The following is a 16,694-nucleotide window of genomic DNA, read 5'->3' as shown; positions in this document are numbered from 1 at the left end:
ATTTAAAATTTTATTATATACTGAGAATAACTATTGATAATTTTATTTTGCTATAAGAAATAGAAAAATTATTATAATAGTAACTATAATAATTAATTCATTTATAACAGAACGTTAAAACCAAAATGGTTATATCACACAAATCAGTACAATAATTTAAATAAAGATTTAATCTTGTACTTTATTTAAGATAAAGATCTAGCTGTTTTGCTCGTTGAAAATTTAGTTCAGCAAGGCAAGAAAATTTCATCATATCTAGCGCATTATCAATTGCTCCACCACCTAACGAACGTGCAAAATCACACTGCAGAGTGCGATATTTAATAAATTCTTGGTTAGATTTTTCCAATCTAGTTTTAGCAATTACGATGTATTCTTTATCTTCCCACCAATTATCAAGTTTATTGAAAAATTTCTTTTGCGATTTATCTAACTCAGCTTGACTAATATAAAAAATTTTTTCTAAACATTCAGTCAGGGCTGCTTCTGAAGGCTCGCGACCACAGTAGATGCGCAATTCGTACTGATTTAAATCAGCATATTTTGAATTAGCAAAAACCACTAGTGGCATAAAAATAATAAATATAGTCATTAATTTCATTATTTTCATAAAATTTTAAAATCCTTTTGATCACTTAAAATAAATCTAACCAATTGATTTATAATATATATTATACGTTTTCACGTTCAATGGTCTGTTCGCCCCAAAAGAGCTTATTAGCTTTAGTTTTAGCGAAAGCGCGTTGTAACACTTCATCGCTACCTTCTTCCCAAATTTGTTCTGCTAATTTTTCATCATCATTAGCTAGTTCAAAAATAGCCTCGGCAATTTCAATAGAAGTTTCACGGATATTTGCCCAAGATCGAATATCATGTATTTCTTTTTTGGTACTATTCATATTTATTCTCCTTATTTGCTAAGATTACAGGTAAAATAAACCCAATTCGCACAAAACACAATAGGTAACACTTTTTATGCTAACTATTATCTCTCCAGCCAAAACCCTTGACTATCAAAGTCCATTAATCACTACAACCCATACCCTACCTGACTGTTTAGAGGCAACAAAACAACTTATTACTGTTTGTAAAAAGCTAACTAGCGATGATTTAGCTAAATTAATGTCTATCAGCCCCAAACTTGCGGCAGTTAATTATGAAAGATTCCAGAATTGGCATCCTGATTTTAATTTACAAAATGCCAGACAAGCGATCCTAGCGTTTAAAGGCGATGTATATGAAGGTCTACATGTTGAAGATTTTACTCCTAGTGACCTGCAATTTGCGCAATCGCATTTACGTATTCTATCTGGATTATATGGTTTATTAAAACCACTTGATTTAATTCAACCTTACCGTTTAGAAATGGGTATCCGGTTAAAAAATGGTAACAATACTAATCTTTATCAATTTTGGGGAGAAAGCTTAACCGATAAACTCAATGAAGAGTTAGCAAAATCACCTCAACCAACCTTAATTAATTTAGCCTCTAATGAATATTTTAAAGCGATACAAGTTAAACACCTAAATAGCAAAATTATTCAACCGATATTTTTAGATAAAACCAAAGATGATTATAAAGTGATCAGCTTTTACGCCAAAAAAGCACGCGGATTAATGAGCCGATTTATTATAAAAAATAACATTAATAATTGTAATGATATTAAAAGTTTTAATTTAGATGGTTACCAATTTGATTCTCATCGCTCAACTGAATTAGAATGGTACTTCACCAGAAAACATGCATAGAAAGATATATTAAGATGGAATTTCTAATCACATTATGGCAGCAGTTTTTAACCACCTTACCTTTATTTATGCTAATTTTGTTAGGTTATATTGCTGTGAAAATGGGCCGTTGGCAAAAAACGGTAACAGATAGTGTAACTAAATTCACTTTCTATATTGCTTTCCCAATTATGCTCTTTCAAATTATGAGCCACTTTTCTGAACATTCAGAAATCGATATTAATCTTTTATTAGTATTTTTTGGTGGCTCATTTATTGTTTTTGCATTGAGTTGCTTTATTGCGGTTAAATTTTTTAAACTTAATGGTTCTGAAAGTACCATGTTTGCTATGGGTGGAATTTACACAAATACGGTATTTGTTGGTATTCCAATTATCAATATGTTATTGGGTGAAAAAGCGATTCCCATAGTCGCCATTATCGTAATATTTAATGCTTTAATTTTATGGACTTTAGCAACAGTATCCATTGAATTTGTGCAAATGGGTAAACTCTCAAGCAAAGGTTTTATTAAAGCCTTTAAAAATGTATCCAAAAATCCAATCATCATCGGCATATTTGTCGGTATAACCGTTAATTACATCGGTATACCTTTACCTATATTTATCGAAAAATCAACCAAAATGGTTAGTGACATGACCGCTCCGCTATCATTAATCGTATTAGGTATGGGACTGGCTGAATATAAAATTCGTAATGATCTACATATCACTATAGCAATCTGTATTATCAAATTGTTTATGTTACCAATTGTCACCTATATACTAGGTAAATTGTTAGGATTACCTGTTTTAGAGCTACAAGTTATCGTATTATTAAGTTCAGTATCAATAGCCATAAATTGCTATATGATGGCAAGGCAGTTTGAGGTTTTACAAGGTCCTATTGCTTCTAGCTTATTGATATCAACGGCGTTGTCATCGATAACAACACCGTTAATTCTATCAATAATGTTACAGTTACCTTTTGCCTAAGATAGGCTTATTTCACAGCAAAATTTTTGAACTTATGGTGTAAAATCAAAGCAAAAACAATAATCGCACTACCAACAGTGAATCGACCCCAATCTATTGATTGGTGCCAAATAACAACATTTACTAAAATACCAGCCGGAATAACCAAATTATTCATAATGGCCAATGTTCCAGAATCGACTTTAGTCGCACCTAAATTCCATAAGAAATAACATAATCCCGAAGCCACAATACCTAACCAAATAATAATCCCCCACTGTAATTGAGTGGTAGGCAGTTTGTCAGCATTACCAAATAATAACCAACCAATAGTTGCTACAACTATTGCCCCAAAATAGACCCAGGCAAAAGCTTGATGTTGCGGTAATGGATAGAGTTCCATAATACGTTTATAACCGACTTGTCCTAAAGCAAAGACGATATTGGCACCCTGAATTAATAAAAAGCCAATGATAAAATCACGACTGATGTGGTCATAACGGATAATTGCCGCACCAATTACCGCTATAATGGCCGTTAATAAATAATTAAGTCTTAATCGATGCCCTTGTAGTAAATCATAAATAATAGTGACATAAATTGGTGTTGAAATGGTAAATAATAAAACCTCTGGCACCGAAATACATTGGAATGAGTTGTAATAAAAGAAGTACATAATTCCTAATTGGCATGCACCTACTCCCATCAAAAGCAACATCTGCTTTACAGAAACATTTTTGAAACGTAAAAAAGGAATAAAGGTAATAAAAGCCAGCAAAACGCGCATGACTACCGCAAACCAAGTATCAACTTGACCACTTAAATAAACTGCAATAAAACTAAATGAAAACGACCAAACAATAGTGACAAAAATAAGGTAATACATAGCAACTTTGTACCGAAAATAAAAAGTCAGGCATGGTAACAATTCATATATCGGTTGTAAACCTTTTGATGTAATAATTGATTACAACCATTACAATAATTATTTCTTACTCCAACTATTCATTGATTGTTCTTTCAATATAGATATATTTATTTTCATCCGTTATTGGAATATCGTCAGGATTCCACATATAACTTCTAGCAATTTTAAATAAAAACTTATTATTTTTTCTATAAATTGAAATAAAATATTTTGGATTGATATAAATTTCATCAAAATTTTCAGCGCTATAGATATTCAATTTTGGTAACTCTTCATTATCTGTAGCATTATCTAGTAATAATTTTTTAGCTTGGTCAAACGAATAGATACCAGCTCTGCCATAATCAAGGTAGAAATGATTAACCAATTTAGTTTTATCAAAGATTAAAACATAGTAACCAACTGTACCTCGCTCAGACTCACCCTCAATAAGAAACACGTTAAATAAATTATTTGCAGAACTTTTGTACAAATATCCATTGAATGAAGTATTGTCAATGAAACTATCAAGTGGTAAAGAAAAATCAAATTTTTTATTTGATTTTAAAAAAAGTAAATTACAATTAAATTCTTCTATATCTTCGAACCAATCACATTTAATTCGATTATCATCAAATACCCACAACTCTCCCTCTGTTGATTGTATCGGAATTTCCTGATCGTAATACTGCCAAGACGTTAAATCTTTGAAATTTGTTGCTTCACAACAACTAATCCAGCCAAGATTAAAAAACATCATCGTTAACCAAAAATATTTCATATATTGTCCCTATTATTCGAAATCCTTTTTATTCATATTGATATCCTACAAGGCTTGATTTATAAGCGATAACGAAACAAGCCTTTTATTACAATTCCGCAAATTCTACAATTAAAACGTATTAATGATACTATTATTCTAATTGAAACAACAAGATAGGCTTTAATTATAATTTACCAATGTTTGAGTTTTGATTAGAAAATGGTCGTAGTATTTTTACTTTTATCGATACCTTGCTCATTTACTTTGACAAATATATTTACCAAATTAAATAATAATCGAACAATGATTACTTCGACGCCGAAATACAACTGCCAGCATCAAATGATATGATATGAATTACTCTATAAAACATAAAGTTAATCGCATGTTTTTCTATTAAATTTGGGTTAAGTATTAACAATACTTATCACTTAATTTTTAAACATTTTCACTAATAAAATCGAAAATATTAATTGTTATGATGATTTCTAAGTTATAGATGTATATTTGGAATATTTTTAATATTCTTTGCGTTGGATATGCAGCTATTATTATCTCTCACTTTCACTGCTTAAAACTAACATAATATTTTCTAAACCACTTTTTCTCATTAAAGTTTTTATATATTGCTTTTAACAAAATTTTTGTTTGTTAAAAAATAACAAACATGAAAATCATTAGTAAATTCATAGATATAAAACTGAATTATTCAAAAAGTGTTAAATATGCCATAATATAAAGAAATTTATTTTAATGGTGTTATATGTATTTTTGTTATATATAACTGCCTCCTTTTGTCAATTCGAGAGTAATTATCAGTGTTAACAACAAGCAATATCACAATGCAATTCGGCAGTAAGCCACTATTTGAAAATATTTCCGTCAAATTTGGTAATGGTAATCGTTATGGATTAATTGGTGCCAATGGGAGTGGTAAATCCACCTTTATGAAAATTATTGGTGGCGATTTAGTGCCAACTTCAGGCAATGTATCGCTTGATCCTCATGAAAGATTGGGTAAATTACGCCAAGATCAATTTGCTTTTGAGGAGTTTACTGTTCTCGATACCGTAATTATGGGACATACAGAATTATGGCAAATCAAGCAAGAACGTGATCGCATTTACTCTTTAGCAGAAATGAGTGAGGAAGACGGTTTTAAAGTCGCTGATTTAGAGACCCAATATGCCGAAATGGATGGTTATAGTGCAGAGGCGAGAGCTGGTGAATTATTGCTTGGAGTTGGTATTCCTATCGAACAACATTATGGTCTAATGAGTGAAATTGCTCCAGGTTGGAAACTACGGGTATTATTAGCCCAAGCGCTATTTTCAAATCCTGATATTTTATTACTCGACGAACCAACCAATAACTTAGATATTGATACTATCCGTTGGTTGGAAGATACCTTAAATGAACGTGAAAGCACGATGATCATCATATCCCATGATCGCCATTTTCTTAACATGGTCTGTACCCATATGGCCGATATGGATTATGGTGAACTTCGTATTTACCCTGGCAATTATGATGATTATATGACTGCCGCTACTCAAGCAAGAGAACGTTTATTAGCTGATAATGCGAAAAAGAAAGCACAAATAAGTGAATTACAATCCTTCGTCAGTCGCTTTAGTGCTAATGCAGCTAAATCAAAACAAGCAACATCTCGAGCTAGACAAATTGAAAAAATAAAACTGGAAGAAGTCAAGGCATCTAGCCGACAAAACCCATTTATTCGCTTTGAGCAAGATAAAAAACTATTTCGTAATGCACTAGTGGTAGAAAACCTCACTAAAGGTTTCGACAATGGTCCTTTATTTAAAAATCTTAATCTCATGGTCGAAGTTGGCGAAAAAGTAGCAATTTTAGGGACTAACGGTATCGGTAAAACTACCCTACTCAAAACCTTGATGAATGAATTAACACCAGAACAAGGTGATATTAAATGGTCAGAAAATGCCAATATTGGTTATTATGCGCAAGATCATGAATATGAGTTTGAACAAGACTTAACTGTATTTGAATGGATGAGTCAATGGAAACAACCTAATGATGATGAACAAGCGGTACGAAGTATTTTAGGTCGATTATTGTTCTCCCAAGATGATATTAAAAAGCAAGTTAAAGTTCTATCTGGTGGTGAAAAAGGCCGTATGCTGTTTGGTAAATTGATGATGCAACGACCAAATATCATTGTCATGGATGAACCGACTAATCACCTTGATATGGAATCGATCGAATCATTAAATATGGCATTAGAGCTTTATCAAGGAACGTTATTTTTTGTATCGCATGACCGCGAATTTGTCAGCTCACTGGCTAGCCGTATTATTGAAATCACGCCAGAAAAAGTGATTGATTATACAGGTAATTATGAAGATTACTTGCGAAGTCAAGGTATCGAATAAAGCTGCATAAAAATCAATAAAAATAGCCACATAAGTGGCTATTTTTTTATTGGCTGGTTATATAAAGAATTAAAAATCTAATTCATCCCACCAAATATCGATTAAAGCGCTGGTTTTAACATTTTTTAAACCATGACTCTCAAGCCATTTAGTGACATTGTCACGATCTTCTTCAGTACAGTTACCTAATTTCTGGGTACAAATAATCCCCTTCCAAGTCAAATAACCACTTCCTTCGTAAGCCAAACCATTAGCTTGTATTGCTTCAACGATAAATTGATCGACAACGTTATCGATGGTTTCTTCATTAGTACCTTCGTCAAATGACCAGCTTACAGTAAAACCTAACTCTTTAAATTCTTCAATATGTAATTTTTTTCTTAAACGACGACTGCGATTAACCTTAGCCATAATAATATCCTTCTGCTTTAAATAATTTAGTTAGTTTTAGAATGTGTATGATGGTTTGATTGCTTCATACTATTCTGATGATTTTTAGAAGTTCGAGACTTATCAGCACTTCTTCTTTTTGTTGGAGCTCGTTTTGTTGGCACTTTTTTGACTGGCTCCGCTTTAATTCTAGGATCGACTTCAAATCCTTGAGTAAAAATTTCTGGAATCGGTTTTCTAAGCAATTTCTCAATTGATTTTAATTGAGGAAGTTCATCAATACAAACTAGCGATATAGCTTGACCTTGATTTTGCGCTCGCCCAGTTCGGCCAATTCGATGAACATAATCTTCTGCTACTTGTGGCAGCTCATAATTAATAACATAAGGTAATAACTCAATATCTAATCCTCTGGCGGCAATATCTGTAGCGACTAATGCTCGTATTTGTCCCGACTTAAAATCAGCTAACGCTTTCGTTCTGGCGCCCTGACTCTTATTACCATGAATTGCTGAAGCTTTAATGCCATCTTTGGTTAACTGTTCCGCTAGATGATTAGCACCATACTTGGTTCGAGTAAAAATTAACACCTGTTGCCATTGATTTTTGCCAATTAAATAAGAGAGTAATTCACGCTTACGACGCTTATCTACCCGATGCACATATTGCGTAATTTGCTCAGATGCACTATTGGTTTTTGCCACAGCAATCGATTCAGGCGAATTTAAGATGGTATTCGCTAATCCTTTTATCTCGTCAGAAAAGGTGGCGGAAAAAAGTAAATTTTGGCGTTTTTTCGGTAATTTAGCGATCACACGACGGATATCATGGATAAAGCCCATATCTAACATACGATCAGCCTCATCCAGAACCAAAATTTTTACAGGCGAAAGATCGACAGCATTTTGCTGCACTAAATCTAATAATCGTCCTGGTGTGGCAATTAAAATATCCACCCCACCGCGAAGTTTCATCATTTGTGGATTGATACTAACACCACCAAATACCACTAGTGAACGAATAGATAAATAACGGCTATAATCACGAATATTTTCACCAATTTGCGCTGCTAGCTCACGTGTTGGTGCTAAAATTAATGCATATAAAGGACGTTTACCTTTTCTCGGTTCAGATTTAGTTAAATTTCTTAATTGCATTTGATGCAATTTTTGTAAAATGGGTAAACCAAAACCTGCGGTTTTACCGGTACCGGTTTGGGCACTAGCCATTAAATCTTTACCTGACAGTATTACGGGAATAGCTTGTTGTTGGATGGGAGTGGGATCGGTATAGTGTTGTTCTTCAATAGCTTTTAATATCTTGGCATCTAAGCCAAGAGAGTCAAATGACATGTAATGATTCCTAAATAATCGAAAAAAATAAATAATCAGCAACATTATAAAGCAATTTAATAATAATTGTCTGATTATTTTATCTTTTCATTGCTAGTTATTTAATATATGTTACCATTTTAGGGAATAACCTTATAAAGTATAGAGTTATTCATCATTTAACATTTGTTCTTAATTTATCATATATTTTTTAAGCAAACCGTCATGATGATATTGATTATCATTATCATTTATTGTATTGTTGCAAACCCAAAACATAATTATTTCATGGAATAGGTATGTCTTTTAACTTCCCTCATTTAAAAAAATTATTTATCTTCTTAATGTTAAGTTGCTTTAGTTTTAATTGTTTAGCCAAAGACGATATTACTTTCGCAAACTTTCGTGATATTCGTGATTTAAATCCACATTTATATTCAGGTGAAATGTGGGCGCAAAATATGTTGTATGAATCATTAGTTCACTATAATGAAGATGGAACTTTTTCTCCATGGTTGGCAGAAAGCTGGACTATTACTAACGAAGGTAAAACTTACACATTCAAATTAAGAAAAGACGTCACATTCAGTGATGGAGCAAAATTTGATGCACACAGTGCCAAACTGAATTGGGATGCCGTATTATCCAACAAAGTTCGCCATACTTGGTTAGAAATGGTGCGTTTAATCACCGAGGTCAAAGCAGTAGATGATTATACTCTTGAGGTTAATCTTTCTGAGCCTTACTACCCTTTCATGATTGAAATTGCCGTCACTCGCCCTATGCGATTTATTTCCCCAAATTCTATGATTGATGGTGAAACTAAAAATGGCGTGAAATCTTATATTGGTACCGGCCCATATGTTTTAGGTGATCATAAGAAAGATCAGTATGCAGTGTTTAATGCCAATCCAACTTATTGGGGTACTAAGCCATTACTGAAAAAAGTGACTATGAAAGTAATCGCAGATAATCAAAGTCGACTAATGGCTCTTGAAAAAGGTGAAATAGATCTGATTTATGGTAAAAATATGGTTGATGCGGATTCATTTGAGCGTTTTTCTAGCATGGATAAGTTTCAAACCTTAATGTCGAAACCAGTTTCCAGTCGAATTGTTTTAATGAACACTACGAGAAATCAATTGAGTGATGTTAATGTCCGCCAAGCTATCGAACATATTATCAGTAAGAAAGATATCTCAGAAGGTATTTTTAATAATAGCGAAGCACCAGCGGATACGTTAATGGCAACCAATATTCCTTATGCCAACATTGGTTTAAAACCTTATGTATACGATACAAAATTAGCTGAAACACTACTTGATAAAGCTGGTTGGCTAAAAGTTAAAGGTGAAGATTATCGCCAAAAAGATGGTAAACCGTTTGAGATCACTCTTTATTATGATAGTAATACTGCCTCTCAAAAAACCATTGCACAATATATGCAAGACGAATTTGAGCAAGTGGGATTAAAGCTTAATATCCATGGTGAAGAAGAGCAAGGTTATCGTGATCGCCAAAAAGCGGGTGATTTTGATATGGTATTCGATATTTCATGGGGAACACCATATGATCCGCAATCATTTTTATCGGGGATGAAATTACCGGTATATGGTGATTATATGGCGCAACAAGGCTTGAAAGAAAAACCACAAATTGATGCGAGTATTAGTAAAGCATTAATTTCAACTGATGAAAAAGAGCGGCAAGATCTATTCCGTTATGTACTAGAAACACTGCACAATCAGGCCGTTTATATCCCATTAACTTATGAACGTAATCGTGCTATTGCAGTTAAATCATTAAAAGGAATTGAATTCGCTCCTTCTCAATTTGATATTCCATTTGAGAAAATGCATTTTTAATAAACTAATATTATTGACGAATAATGTTAAATTATATTATTAAACGTTTAACCATGATGATACCGATATTATTCGGTATCTCTTTTATCGCTTTTTTTCTTATAAATTTAGCCCCTTCCGATCCTGCTGAAGTTGCATTACGTTTAAACGAAATTATGCCAACACCAGATGCTATTGAAAGTATGCGTCAAGAATTGGGGTTAAATAAGCCTTTTTTAGAACGCTATTTTATTTGGCTGTATGATGTTTTACATCTCGATTTTGGTCGTTCATTTATTCATCGAGATAGACTAGTTTGGGATGAGATGATCCGCAGTTTAATTCCGACATTAATTTTAGCGATGTCGGCATTTGCATTTACACTTATCATCAGTTTAATTTTAGGTGTTTTATGTGCCATATTTGCCAATTCAGCATTCGATCATATTGTTCGTATCATTATCTTTCTCGGTACTGCAATGCCTAGTTATTGGTTAGGTTTACTATTTATTTGGCTGTTTGCCAATTATTTAGATTTACTGCCTACAAACGGTTACGGAACATGGCAAAATCTCATTTTACCCACCTTAACCTTATCGTTTGTCTATATCTCAACTTATATTCGTTTTATCCGTAATAATATGTTGGAAAATAAGCATAATTATTCAGTATTTTATGCTCGTAGCCGTGGTTTAAAAGAAAGAACGATAATTGTTAAACATGTGTTAGTTAATTCTCTGCATACTACTATCACGGCTTTAGGCATGACTATTCCACAATTAATAGCTGGATCTTTTGTCGTCGAATATATCTTTTCGTGGCCGGGACTTGGTCGTTTATGTATAGCAGCTATCATGAACCGTGATTATCCAGTCATTCAAGCTTATATTCTTATCATGGCTATTCTATTTGTAGTTTGTAATTTTATTGTTGATATCATTCATCAATGGTTAGATCCACGATTACGAGATAATGGTGGTGCCGTATGAATATAACTAAAAAACTAATTAACAATAAAACAGCTTTAATCTGTTTAATCATCATCACCACAATCGTTATATTAGGTATTTTAGCACCTTATATTGCACCGTATGATCCCAATAAAGTTCGTATTGTGCGTAAATATGCTGCCATGTCTAGTCAACATTGGCTTGGTTGTGATCATCTTGGTCGCGATATTTTATCGCGTTTGCTTTATGGTATCCGATCTACCCTGTTTTTATCCTTACTTACCATGATCATTACTATCGTGGTTGGTAGTCTGATCGGCCTTATCTCAGGTTATCAACGAGGCAAACTTGATGAATGCATTATGCGCCTTTGTGACATTATGCTGTCGTTTCCTAGTCAAGTAATGATTTTAGCGATTGTTGGTGTGTTAGGCGTAGGTATTGAAAACGTCATTATCGCCAATATTGTGGTTAAATGGGCATGGTATAGCCGTATGATTCGTAGTTCAGTCATAAAATATAGCCGAAAAAATTATATCCTTTTTTCACGGGCTATTGGCGCACCACATTCGTTTATTATTTGCCGTCATTTATTACCTAATGTTATGTCTGAGCTGGTAATATTAGCAACCTTAGATACCGGTTGGGTAATTTTAAATATCTCAGCACTATCCTTTATTGGATTAGGTGTTCAAGCACCTACTGCCGAGTGGGGGTTAATGTTAAGTGAAGCGAAAAATGTCATGACCCAACATCCGAAGCAGATGGTCTTTCCTGGTATTGCAATTTTAATTGTCGTTGCCGCATTTAATATGTTAGGTGATTGTTTAAGAGATATTTTAGATCCTAAGGACCAAAAGCATGAGTAGCTCGCTATTAGAAGTGAATAAACTTACGGTTACCCTCGACAATGGTAACAAGCTATTAGATGATGTCTCATTTACAATTAATCGTCATTCATGTTTAGGTATCGTTGGTGAAAGTGGCAGTGGCAAAAGTTTAACATGTAAAGCCATTATCGGATTGTTAGAGCCCTATTTTAATGTGTCAGGTCAAATATTATTTAAGCCACAACAAGCTAAACTAACCTTAGCTAATAATGGTGATCTATTACAACAGAATAAACAAACCTTAAAGCAGATACGTGGTAATGTAATTTCGATAATATTACAACATCCTATGAGTGCCTTCGATCCGCTATATTGTATTGGCAAGCAAGTAGTTGAAACACTGCAAGCACATCAAGATATTAACAAAAAGCAAGCCATGACAAAAGCGTTAGAAATGATTGAAAATATTGGCCTTAATAATCCACAAGAGATCTATAAAAAATATCCTCATCAATTAAGTGGTGGCATGTTACAGAGAATAATGATTGGTTTGGCATTAATGCTTGAACCAGAACTCATCATTGCTGATGAACCCACTACAGCACTAGATTCAATTAGCCAATTTCATATTTTAAAAATGTTTACCGAGATAAAACAGAACTTGAAAACAACCGTGATTTTTATCTCTCATGATTTAGGTGTGATTCATCATATTGCTGATGATATTATTGTGATGAATAAAGGGAAGATTGTGGAATCAGGTAGTCGTGAACAAATTTTTTACCATCCTCAACATGACTATACTCGTTACTTGATAGATACACGCAAACAGTTATTAAATAAGTTCAATGCTATCATTGGTTTCAATAATCCAAATTTGATCACGGAGACAACTTAATGCCACCGTTATTACAAGTTGAAAATATAAAAAAGTCTTTTTTACAGCCGAATCAGAATCTGTTTAGCCGAAAAAAGAATACCGTTATCAATGGCGTTTCATTCGAGTTAAAACAAGGTGAATGTCTTGGCATTATTGGTGAAAGTGGTAGTGGTAAAAGCACATTAGGTAAACTGATTTTAGGTTTAGAAAAACCTGATAGTGGTAATATCTATTTTAATGGCCAAGATATAGCTAAACGGGCGTGGAAAAAGTCAGCTATGCGTAAAGATATCAGTGCGGTATTTCAAGATTATAATGCTTCAGTCAATCCGTATTTCACTGCCGCCCAAATCATTGCTGAACCGATTGACATCTACGAAAAACTAGCCAAAGATGACCGTAAGCTGCGTATTAACGCTTTATTAGAACAAGTCGGTTTAGACAGCTCTTTTTATAATCGTTTTGCTCACCAAATGAGTGGTGGTCAATTACAGCGTGTTTGCATTGCCAGAGCAATTGCCTGCTCTCCGCAATTTATCTTATTTGATGAAGCTGTGAGTTCATTAGATATCTCAGTACAAACCCAAATATTGTCACTACTTGCCGATTTACAAAAGCAACTAAATCTTACCAGTATTTTTATCACCCATGACCTAACCACCATTACTTATCTTTGTAACAAAGTGGCATTTTTTTATAAAGGTGAGATCATTGAATATATTGATAGTATAGACAAACTTAATCAAGTCAAAAACCCTTACTCTATCCAACTTCTCGAATCAGTTTTAGGTTTCTAAAAAATGGCAAACTCATCAACATCAAATCAACAATATCAGTTTAGCGATTATCTTAAATTGGTGGTCCCCTTTGTACTGTCAACTATTACCACCCCCTTGCTTGGCGTAGTTGATACCGCTTTAGTTGGTCATTTACCTAATCCAGCTTTTATTGCTGGCATTGCCATTGGAACAGTAATATTCAATACCATTTACTGGTTATTTGGCTTTTTAAGAGTCAGTACCACCGGTTTCGCAGCTCAAGCCTTGGATAACGCATTGTTACTAAAATCTTCGCTTATTCGCCCCCTATTTATTGCGATTTTTTTAGGTTTGGTATTTATTATTTTTCAAAAACTCATTTTTTCTGCTTCAATGCAGATCATTAATCCTAATCAAGAAGTTCAACACTATGCTGATAGCTATTTTTCCGTGTTAATTTGGGGGGCACCTTTTGTGCTTATCAATTATGTGTTAGTTGGTTGGTTAATGGGTATCTCTAAAGTGAAAGCAGTATTATTTCTACAAGTTTTCATCAATGTACTTAATATTATAATGGCGATGCTTTTTGTCTGGTGGTTTCATTTGGACATCAAAGGAGTCGCATTCGCAACGTTAATCGCCCAAATAAGTTGTTCTTTAATCGGGATTTGGTTTATCTATCGATATCTACCGAAAACCTATCAAAAAACCGACTTAAAAGCTATTTTGTCATGGCAATCATTAAAAGGGGTCATTTTAGTCAATACCAATCTAATGATAAGGACTATCTGTTTATTAATCGTCACAAATCATTTTATTTCGATTGGCTCAACATTTGATACCGAAGTATTGGCCGCTAATGCCGTCTTATTCCAGATCCATTATATGATGGCATATCTGTTTGATGGTTTTGCTAATGCATCAAGTGTATTTAGTGGCCGCGCGAAGGGCAATAAAAATATGGGTCTCTATAACCAAACTCTACGTTGGTCATTGCAAGCCTGTTTTATTTGCCCAATTATAATAATTGCTATTTGGTTAGCGTTTGACACCTCAATTATCAAGCTACTTACTAATCAAACGGAAATTATAAATCTTTCTCTGCAATATCAATCATGGTTAATTATATTCCCTATCGTTGCCGCGGGAGGATTGATCTATTATGGTGTTTTTTCTGGTATTACTTACACTTCATCAATCCGTGATTCAATGTTATTAGCGTTATTGCTTTGGTTGATAGCACAATATTTTGCAGTGCCAGTTTGGGGAAATCATGGATTATGGCTGGCTTACAGTTTATTTAGTTTTGGACGAACAATATTTTTAATTATTTGGATTAAAAAATCGCGCAGCTATATTACTGCTTAATGGCGAATTATCGCAGATTTTTAATCAGATAATCGTCCTAGTATCAAGTATTTTAGTGAAAATTTGAAACTATCTTTTTCGATTAAACAGGCGTAAAATTTGCCTTCATTGTTCTAATTACAGTCAATATTGTGCCTAGTTATTCTGCTATCAAAAAAAGAATTCAACTTTATCATAAAATACGTAGTTTTCAGGATAAAGCCCCTCTAATCGTACTAATAATTGCCGGCGTTATCGGCACAATCACTGGTATTGTTGGCGTATTATTTCAATATGCGGTGAATTGGGTAATCTCACTGCGTAAAACATTATTATTTAATCTGGTCGACAATCTAGTAATTAATTATCTATTAATCTTTGCTATCACAGGGACAATGGGCGGGTTAGCTTACTACTTGGTCAAACGTTTTGCACCAGAATCTGGCGGTTCAGGTATACCAGAAATTGAAGGTGCATTACTTGATTTACGTCCAGTACGTTGGCGATCTGTCCTACCAGTTAAATTTATTGGTGGCATCGGTGCTTTGGGCTCTGGTATGGTGTTAGGTCGTGAAGGCCCTACTGTTCAACTTGGTGGTAATATTGGTGCAATGGTCTCCGATCTGCTTAAAGTTAAAAATAAAGCTTATCGACATACTTTTTTAGCAACCGGAGCCGCCGCTGGCATTACTGCAGCTTTTAACGCGCCATTAGCTGGAATACTGTTTATTATAGAAGAGATGCGCCCACAATTTCGCTATAATTTGACCTCAATAAAAGCTATTTTTGTTGGCGTGATTATGGCCAGCATTATGTATCAATTTTTATATAATCAGGAATCAGTCTTTCAGATCGGCCACTTTAATGCTGTTCCTATTGAATCTTTATGGCTCTATCTCTTGTTAGGGACTTTTTTTGGTGTTATTGGTGTTTTATCAAATAAGTGCATATTGACCTTACAAGAGCGATTCAAACAATTTTATCAATTTAATCAATACTACTTTGTTATCACTGGATTTTGTTTGGCAGGGTTATTTGGAGTTATAAGCTTCATCCTACCTGAAATAACCGGTAGCGGTTTTGATTTTATTCCTAATGCAGTTGCAGGTAATTATACAATTAATAGTTTGATAATGATTTTATGTTTGCGCTTTGTCACTACCGTTTTATGCTTTAGTTCCGGCGCTCCAGGGGGCATTTTTGCCCCAACTTTAGCCCTAGGGACAACTGTTGGGATCGCTTTTGGGGTGATTGCGCAACAAATTTACCCAAATTATCATATTGAACTTGGTGCTTGCGCTATCATTGGTATGGGAGGATTATTTGCGGCAACCGTACGAGCACCACTCACAGGGATTGTCTTAGTAATGGAAATGTCAGATAACTATCAGCTTATTTTACCGATGATTATTACTTGCTTAGGTGCAACACTCATCGCGCAAGCGCTGGGTGGAATGCCATTATATACATCTATTTTGGAAAAAATATTATTAAGAAACAAACTTCAATTAGATAACGCTACTCAACTAACAGCAAGTAATTCTTGATAAATTATAACCTAAGCAAACTAGCAGTTTTGGA

The 16,694-nt window shown here is 33.9% G+C and carries 16 protein-coding genes; 10 read left to right on the top strand and 6 right to left on the bottom strand.

Going from position 1 to position 16,694, the window contains the following annotated elements:
- Positions 1 to 181 precede the first annotated feature (181 nt).
- On the bottom strand, positions 182 to 610 hold the full coding sequence (locus B6C99_RS05375; protein ID WP_086358893.1) for a lysozyme inhibitor LprI family protein: 429 nt from the start codon (positions 608 to 610) through the stop codon (positions 182 to 184).
- 61 nt (positions 611 to 671) lie between these two features.
- Positions 672 to 899, bottom strand: a complete 228-nt coding sequence (locus B6C99_RS05370; protein WP_086358892.1) for a YccJ family protein — start codon at positions 897 to 899, stop codon at positions 672 to 674.
- Between the two features lie 76 nt (positions 900 to 975).
- Here B6C99_RS05370 and yaaA point away from each other — a divergent pair, with 76 nt between their 5' ends.
- Positions 976 to 1,749, top strand: a complete 774-nt coding sequence (gene yaaA, locus B6C99_RS05365) for a peroxide stress protein YaaA (RefSeq protein ID WP_086358891.1) — start codon at positions 976 to 978, stop codon at positions 1,747 to 1,749.
- Positions 1,750 to 1,763: 14 nt separating this feature from the next.
- Entirely contained in the window at positions 1,764 to 2,723 is a 960-nt protein-coding gene (locus B6C99_RS05360; RefSeq protein ID WP_158092440.1) for an AEC family transporter, read from the top strand.
- A gap of 7 nt (positions 2,724 to 2,730) precedes the next feature.
- On the opposite strand, the gene B6C99_RS05355 is transcribed toward B6C99_RS05360, so the two are convergent.
- On the bottom strand, positions 2,731 to 3,588 hold the full coding sequence (locus B6C99_RS05355) for a carboxylate/amino acid/amine transporter (protein WP_086358889.1): 858 nt from the start codon (positions 3,586 to 3,588) through the stop codon (positions 2,731 to 2,733).
- A gap of 115 nt (positions 3,589 to 3,703) precedes the next feature.
- On the bottom strand, positions 3,704 to 4,390 hold the full coding sequence (locus B6C99_RS05350) for a hypothetical protein (RefSeq protein ID WP_086358888.1): 687 nt from the start codon (positions 4,388 to 4,390) through the stop codon (positions 3,704 to 3,706).
- An 800-nt stretch (positions 4,391 to 5,190) separates the two neighbouring features.
- On the opposite strand from B6C99_RS05350, the gene B6C99_RS05345 reads away from it, so the two are divergent.
- Positions 5,191 to 6,783, top strand: a complete 1,593-nt coding sequence (locus B6C99_RS05345; RefSeq protein WP_065651174.1) for an ABC-F family ATPase — start codon at positions 5,191 to 5,193, stop codon at positions 6,781 to 6,783.
- A 69-nt stretch (positions 6,784 to 6,852) separates the two neighbouring features.
- On the opposite strand, the gene B6C99_RS05340 is transcribed toward B6C99_RS05345, so the two are convergent.
- Positions 6,853 to 7,194 carry a YggL family protein gene (locus B6C99_RS05340; RefSeq protein ID WP_065651175.1) on the bottom strand — a complete coding sequence of 114 codons (342 nt, stop codon included), beginning with the start codon at positions 7,192 to 7,194 and terminating at the stop codon, positions 6,853 to 6,855.
- A gap of 26 nt (positions 7,195 to 7,220) precedes the next feature.
- A complete protein-coding gene (gene rhlE / locus B6C99_RS05335) occupies positions 7,221 to 8,525 on the bottom strand; it encodes an ATP-dependent RNA helicase RhlE (protein WP_086358887.1) in 1,305 nt (434 codons plus the stop codon).
- A 278-nt stretch (positions 8,526 to 8,803) separates the two neighbouring features.
- Here rhlE and nikA point away from each other — a divergent pair, with 278 nt between their 5' ends.
- From nikA to clcA, 7 genes are all read left to right on the top strand, one after another.
- A complete protein-coding gene (gene nikA, locus B6C99_RS05330) occupies positions 8,804 to 10,369 on the top strand; it encodes a nickel ABC transporter substrate-binding protein (protein ID WP_086358886.1) in 1,566 nt (521 codons plus the stop codon).
- A gap of 23 nt (positions 10,370 to 10,392) precedes the next feature.
- On the top strand, positions 10,393 to 11,337 hold the full coding sequence (opp1B, locus tag B6C99_RS05325) for a nickel/cobalt ABC transporter permease (protein ID WP_086358885.1): 945 nt from the start codon (positions 10,393 to 10,395) through the stop codon (positions 11,335 to 11,337).
- A gap of 2 nt (positions 11,338 to 11,339) precedes the next feature.
- A complete protein-coding gene (gene opp1C / locus B6C99_RS05320) occupies positions 11,340 to 12,167 on the top strand; it encodes a nickel/cobalt ABC transporter permease (RefSeq protein ID WP_086358952.1) in 828 nt (275 codons plus the stop codon).
- Positions 12,160 to 13,026, top strand: coding sequence for an ABC transporter ATP-binding protein (locus B6C99_RS05315; RefSeq protein ID WP_086358884.1), 867 nt, complete (start codon positions 12,160 to 12,162; stop codon positions 13,024 to 13,026). The genes opp1C and B6C99_RS05315 overlap by 8 nt, the downstream gene beginning before the upstream one ends.
- On the top strand, positions 13,026 to 13,805 hold the full coding sequence (locus B6C99_RS05310) for an ABC transporter ATP-binding protein (protein WP_086358883.1): 780 nt from the start codon (positions 13,026 to 13,028) through the stop codon (positions 13,803 to 13,805). The genes B6C99_RS05315 and B6C99_RS05310 overlap by 1 nt, the downstream gene beginning before the upstream one ends.
- Before the next feature lie 3 nt (positions 13,806 to 13,808).
- Positions 13,809 to 15,134, top strand: coding sequence for an MATE family efflux transporter (locus tag B6C99_RS05305; protein WP_086358882.1), 1,326 nt, complete (start codon positions 13,809 to 13,811; stop codon positions 15,132 to 15,134).
- Positions 15,135 to 15,283: 149 nt separating this feature from the next.
- Positions 15,284 to 16,660: a H(+)/Cl(-) exchange transporter ClcA gene (clcA, locus tag B6C99_RS05300; RefSeq protein ID WP_371265823.1), complete on the top strand. Its 1,377-nt coding sequence runs from the start codon at positions 15,284 to 15,286 to the stop codon at positions 16,658 to 16,660.
- Positions 16,661 to 16,694 lie beyond the last annotated feature (34 nt).

Source organism: Gilliamella sp. N-G2, assembly GCF_002142215.1.
Lineage (GTDB): Bacteria > Pseudomonadota > Gammaproteobacteria > Enterobacterales > Orbaceae > Gilliamella.
This window is presented reverse-complemented; position numbering and strand designations above follow the sequence as displayed.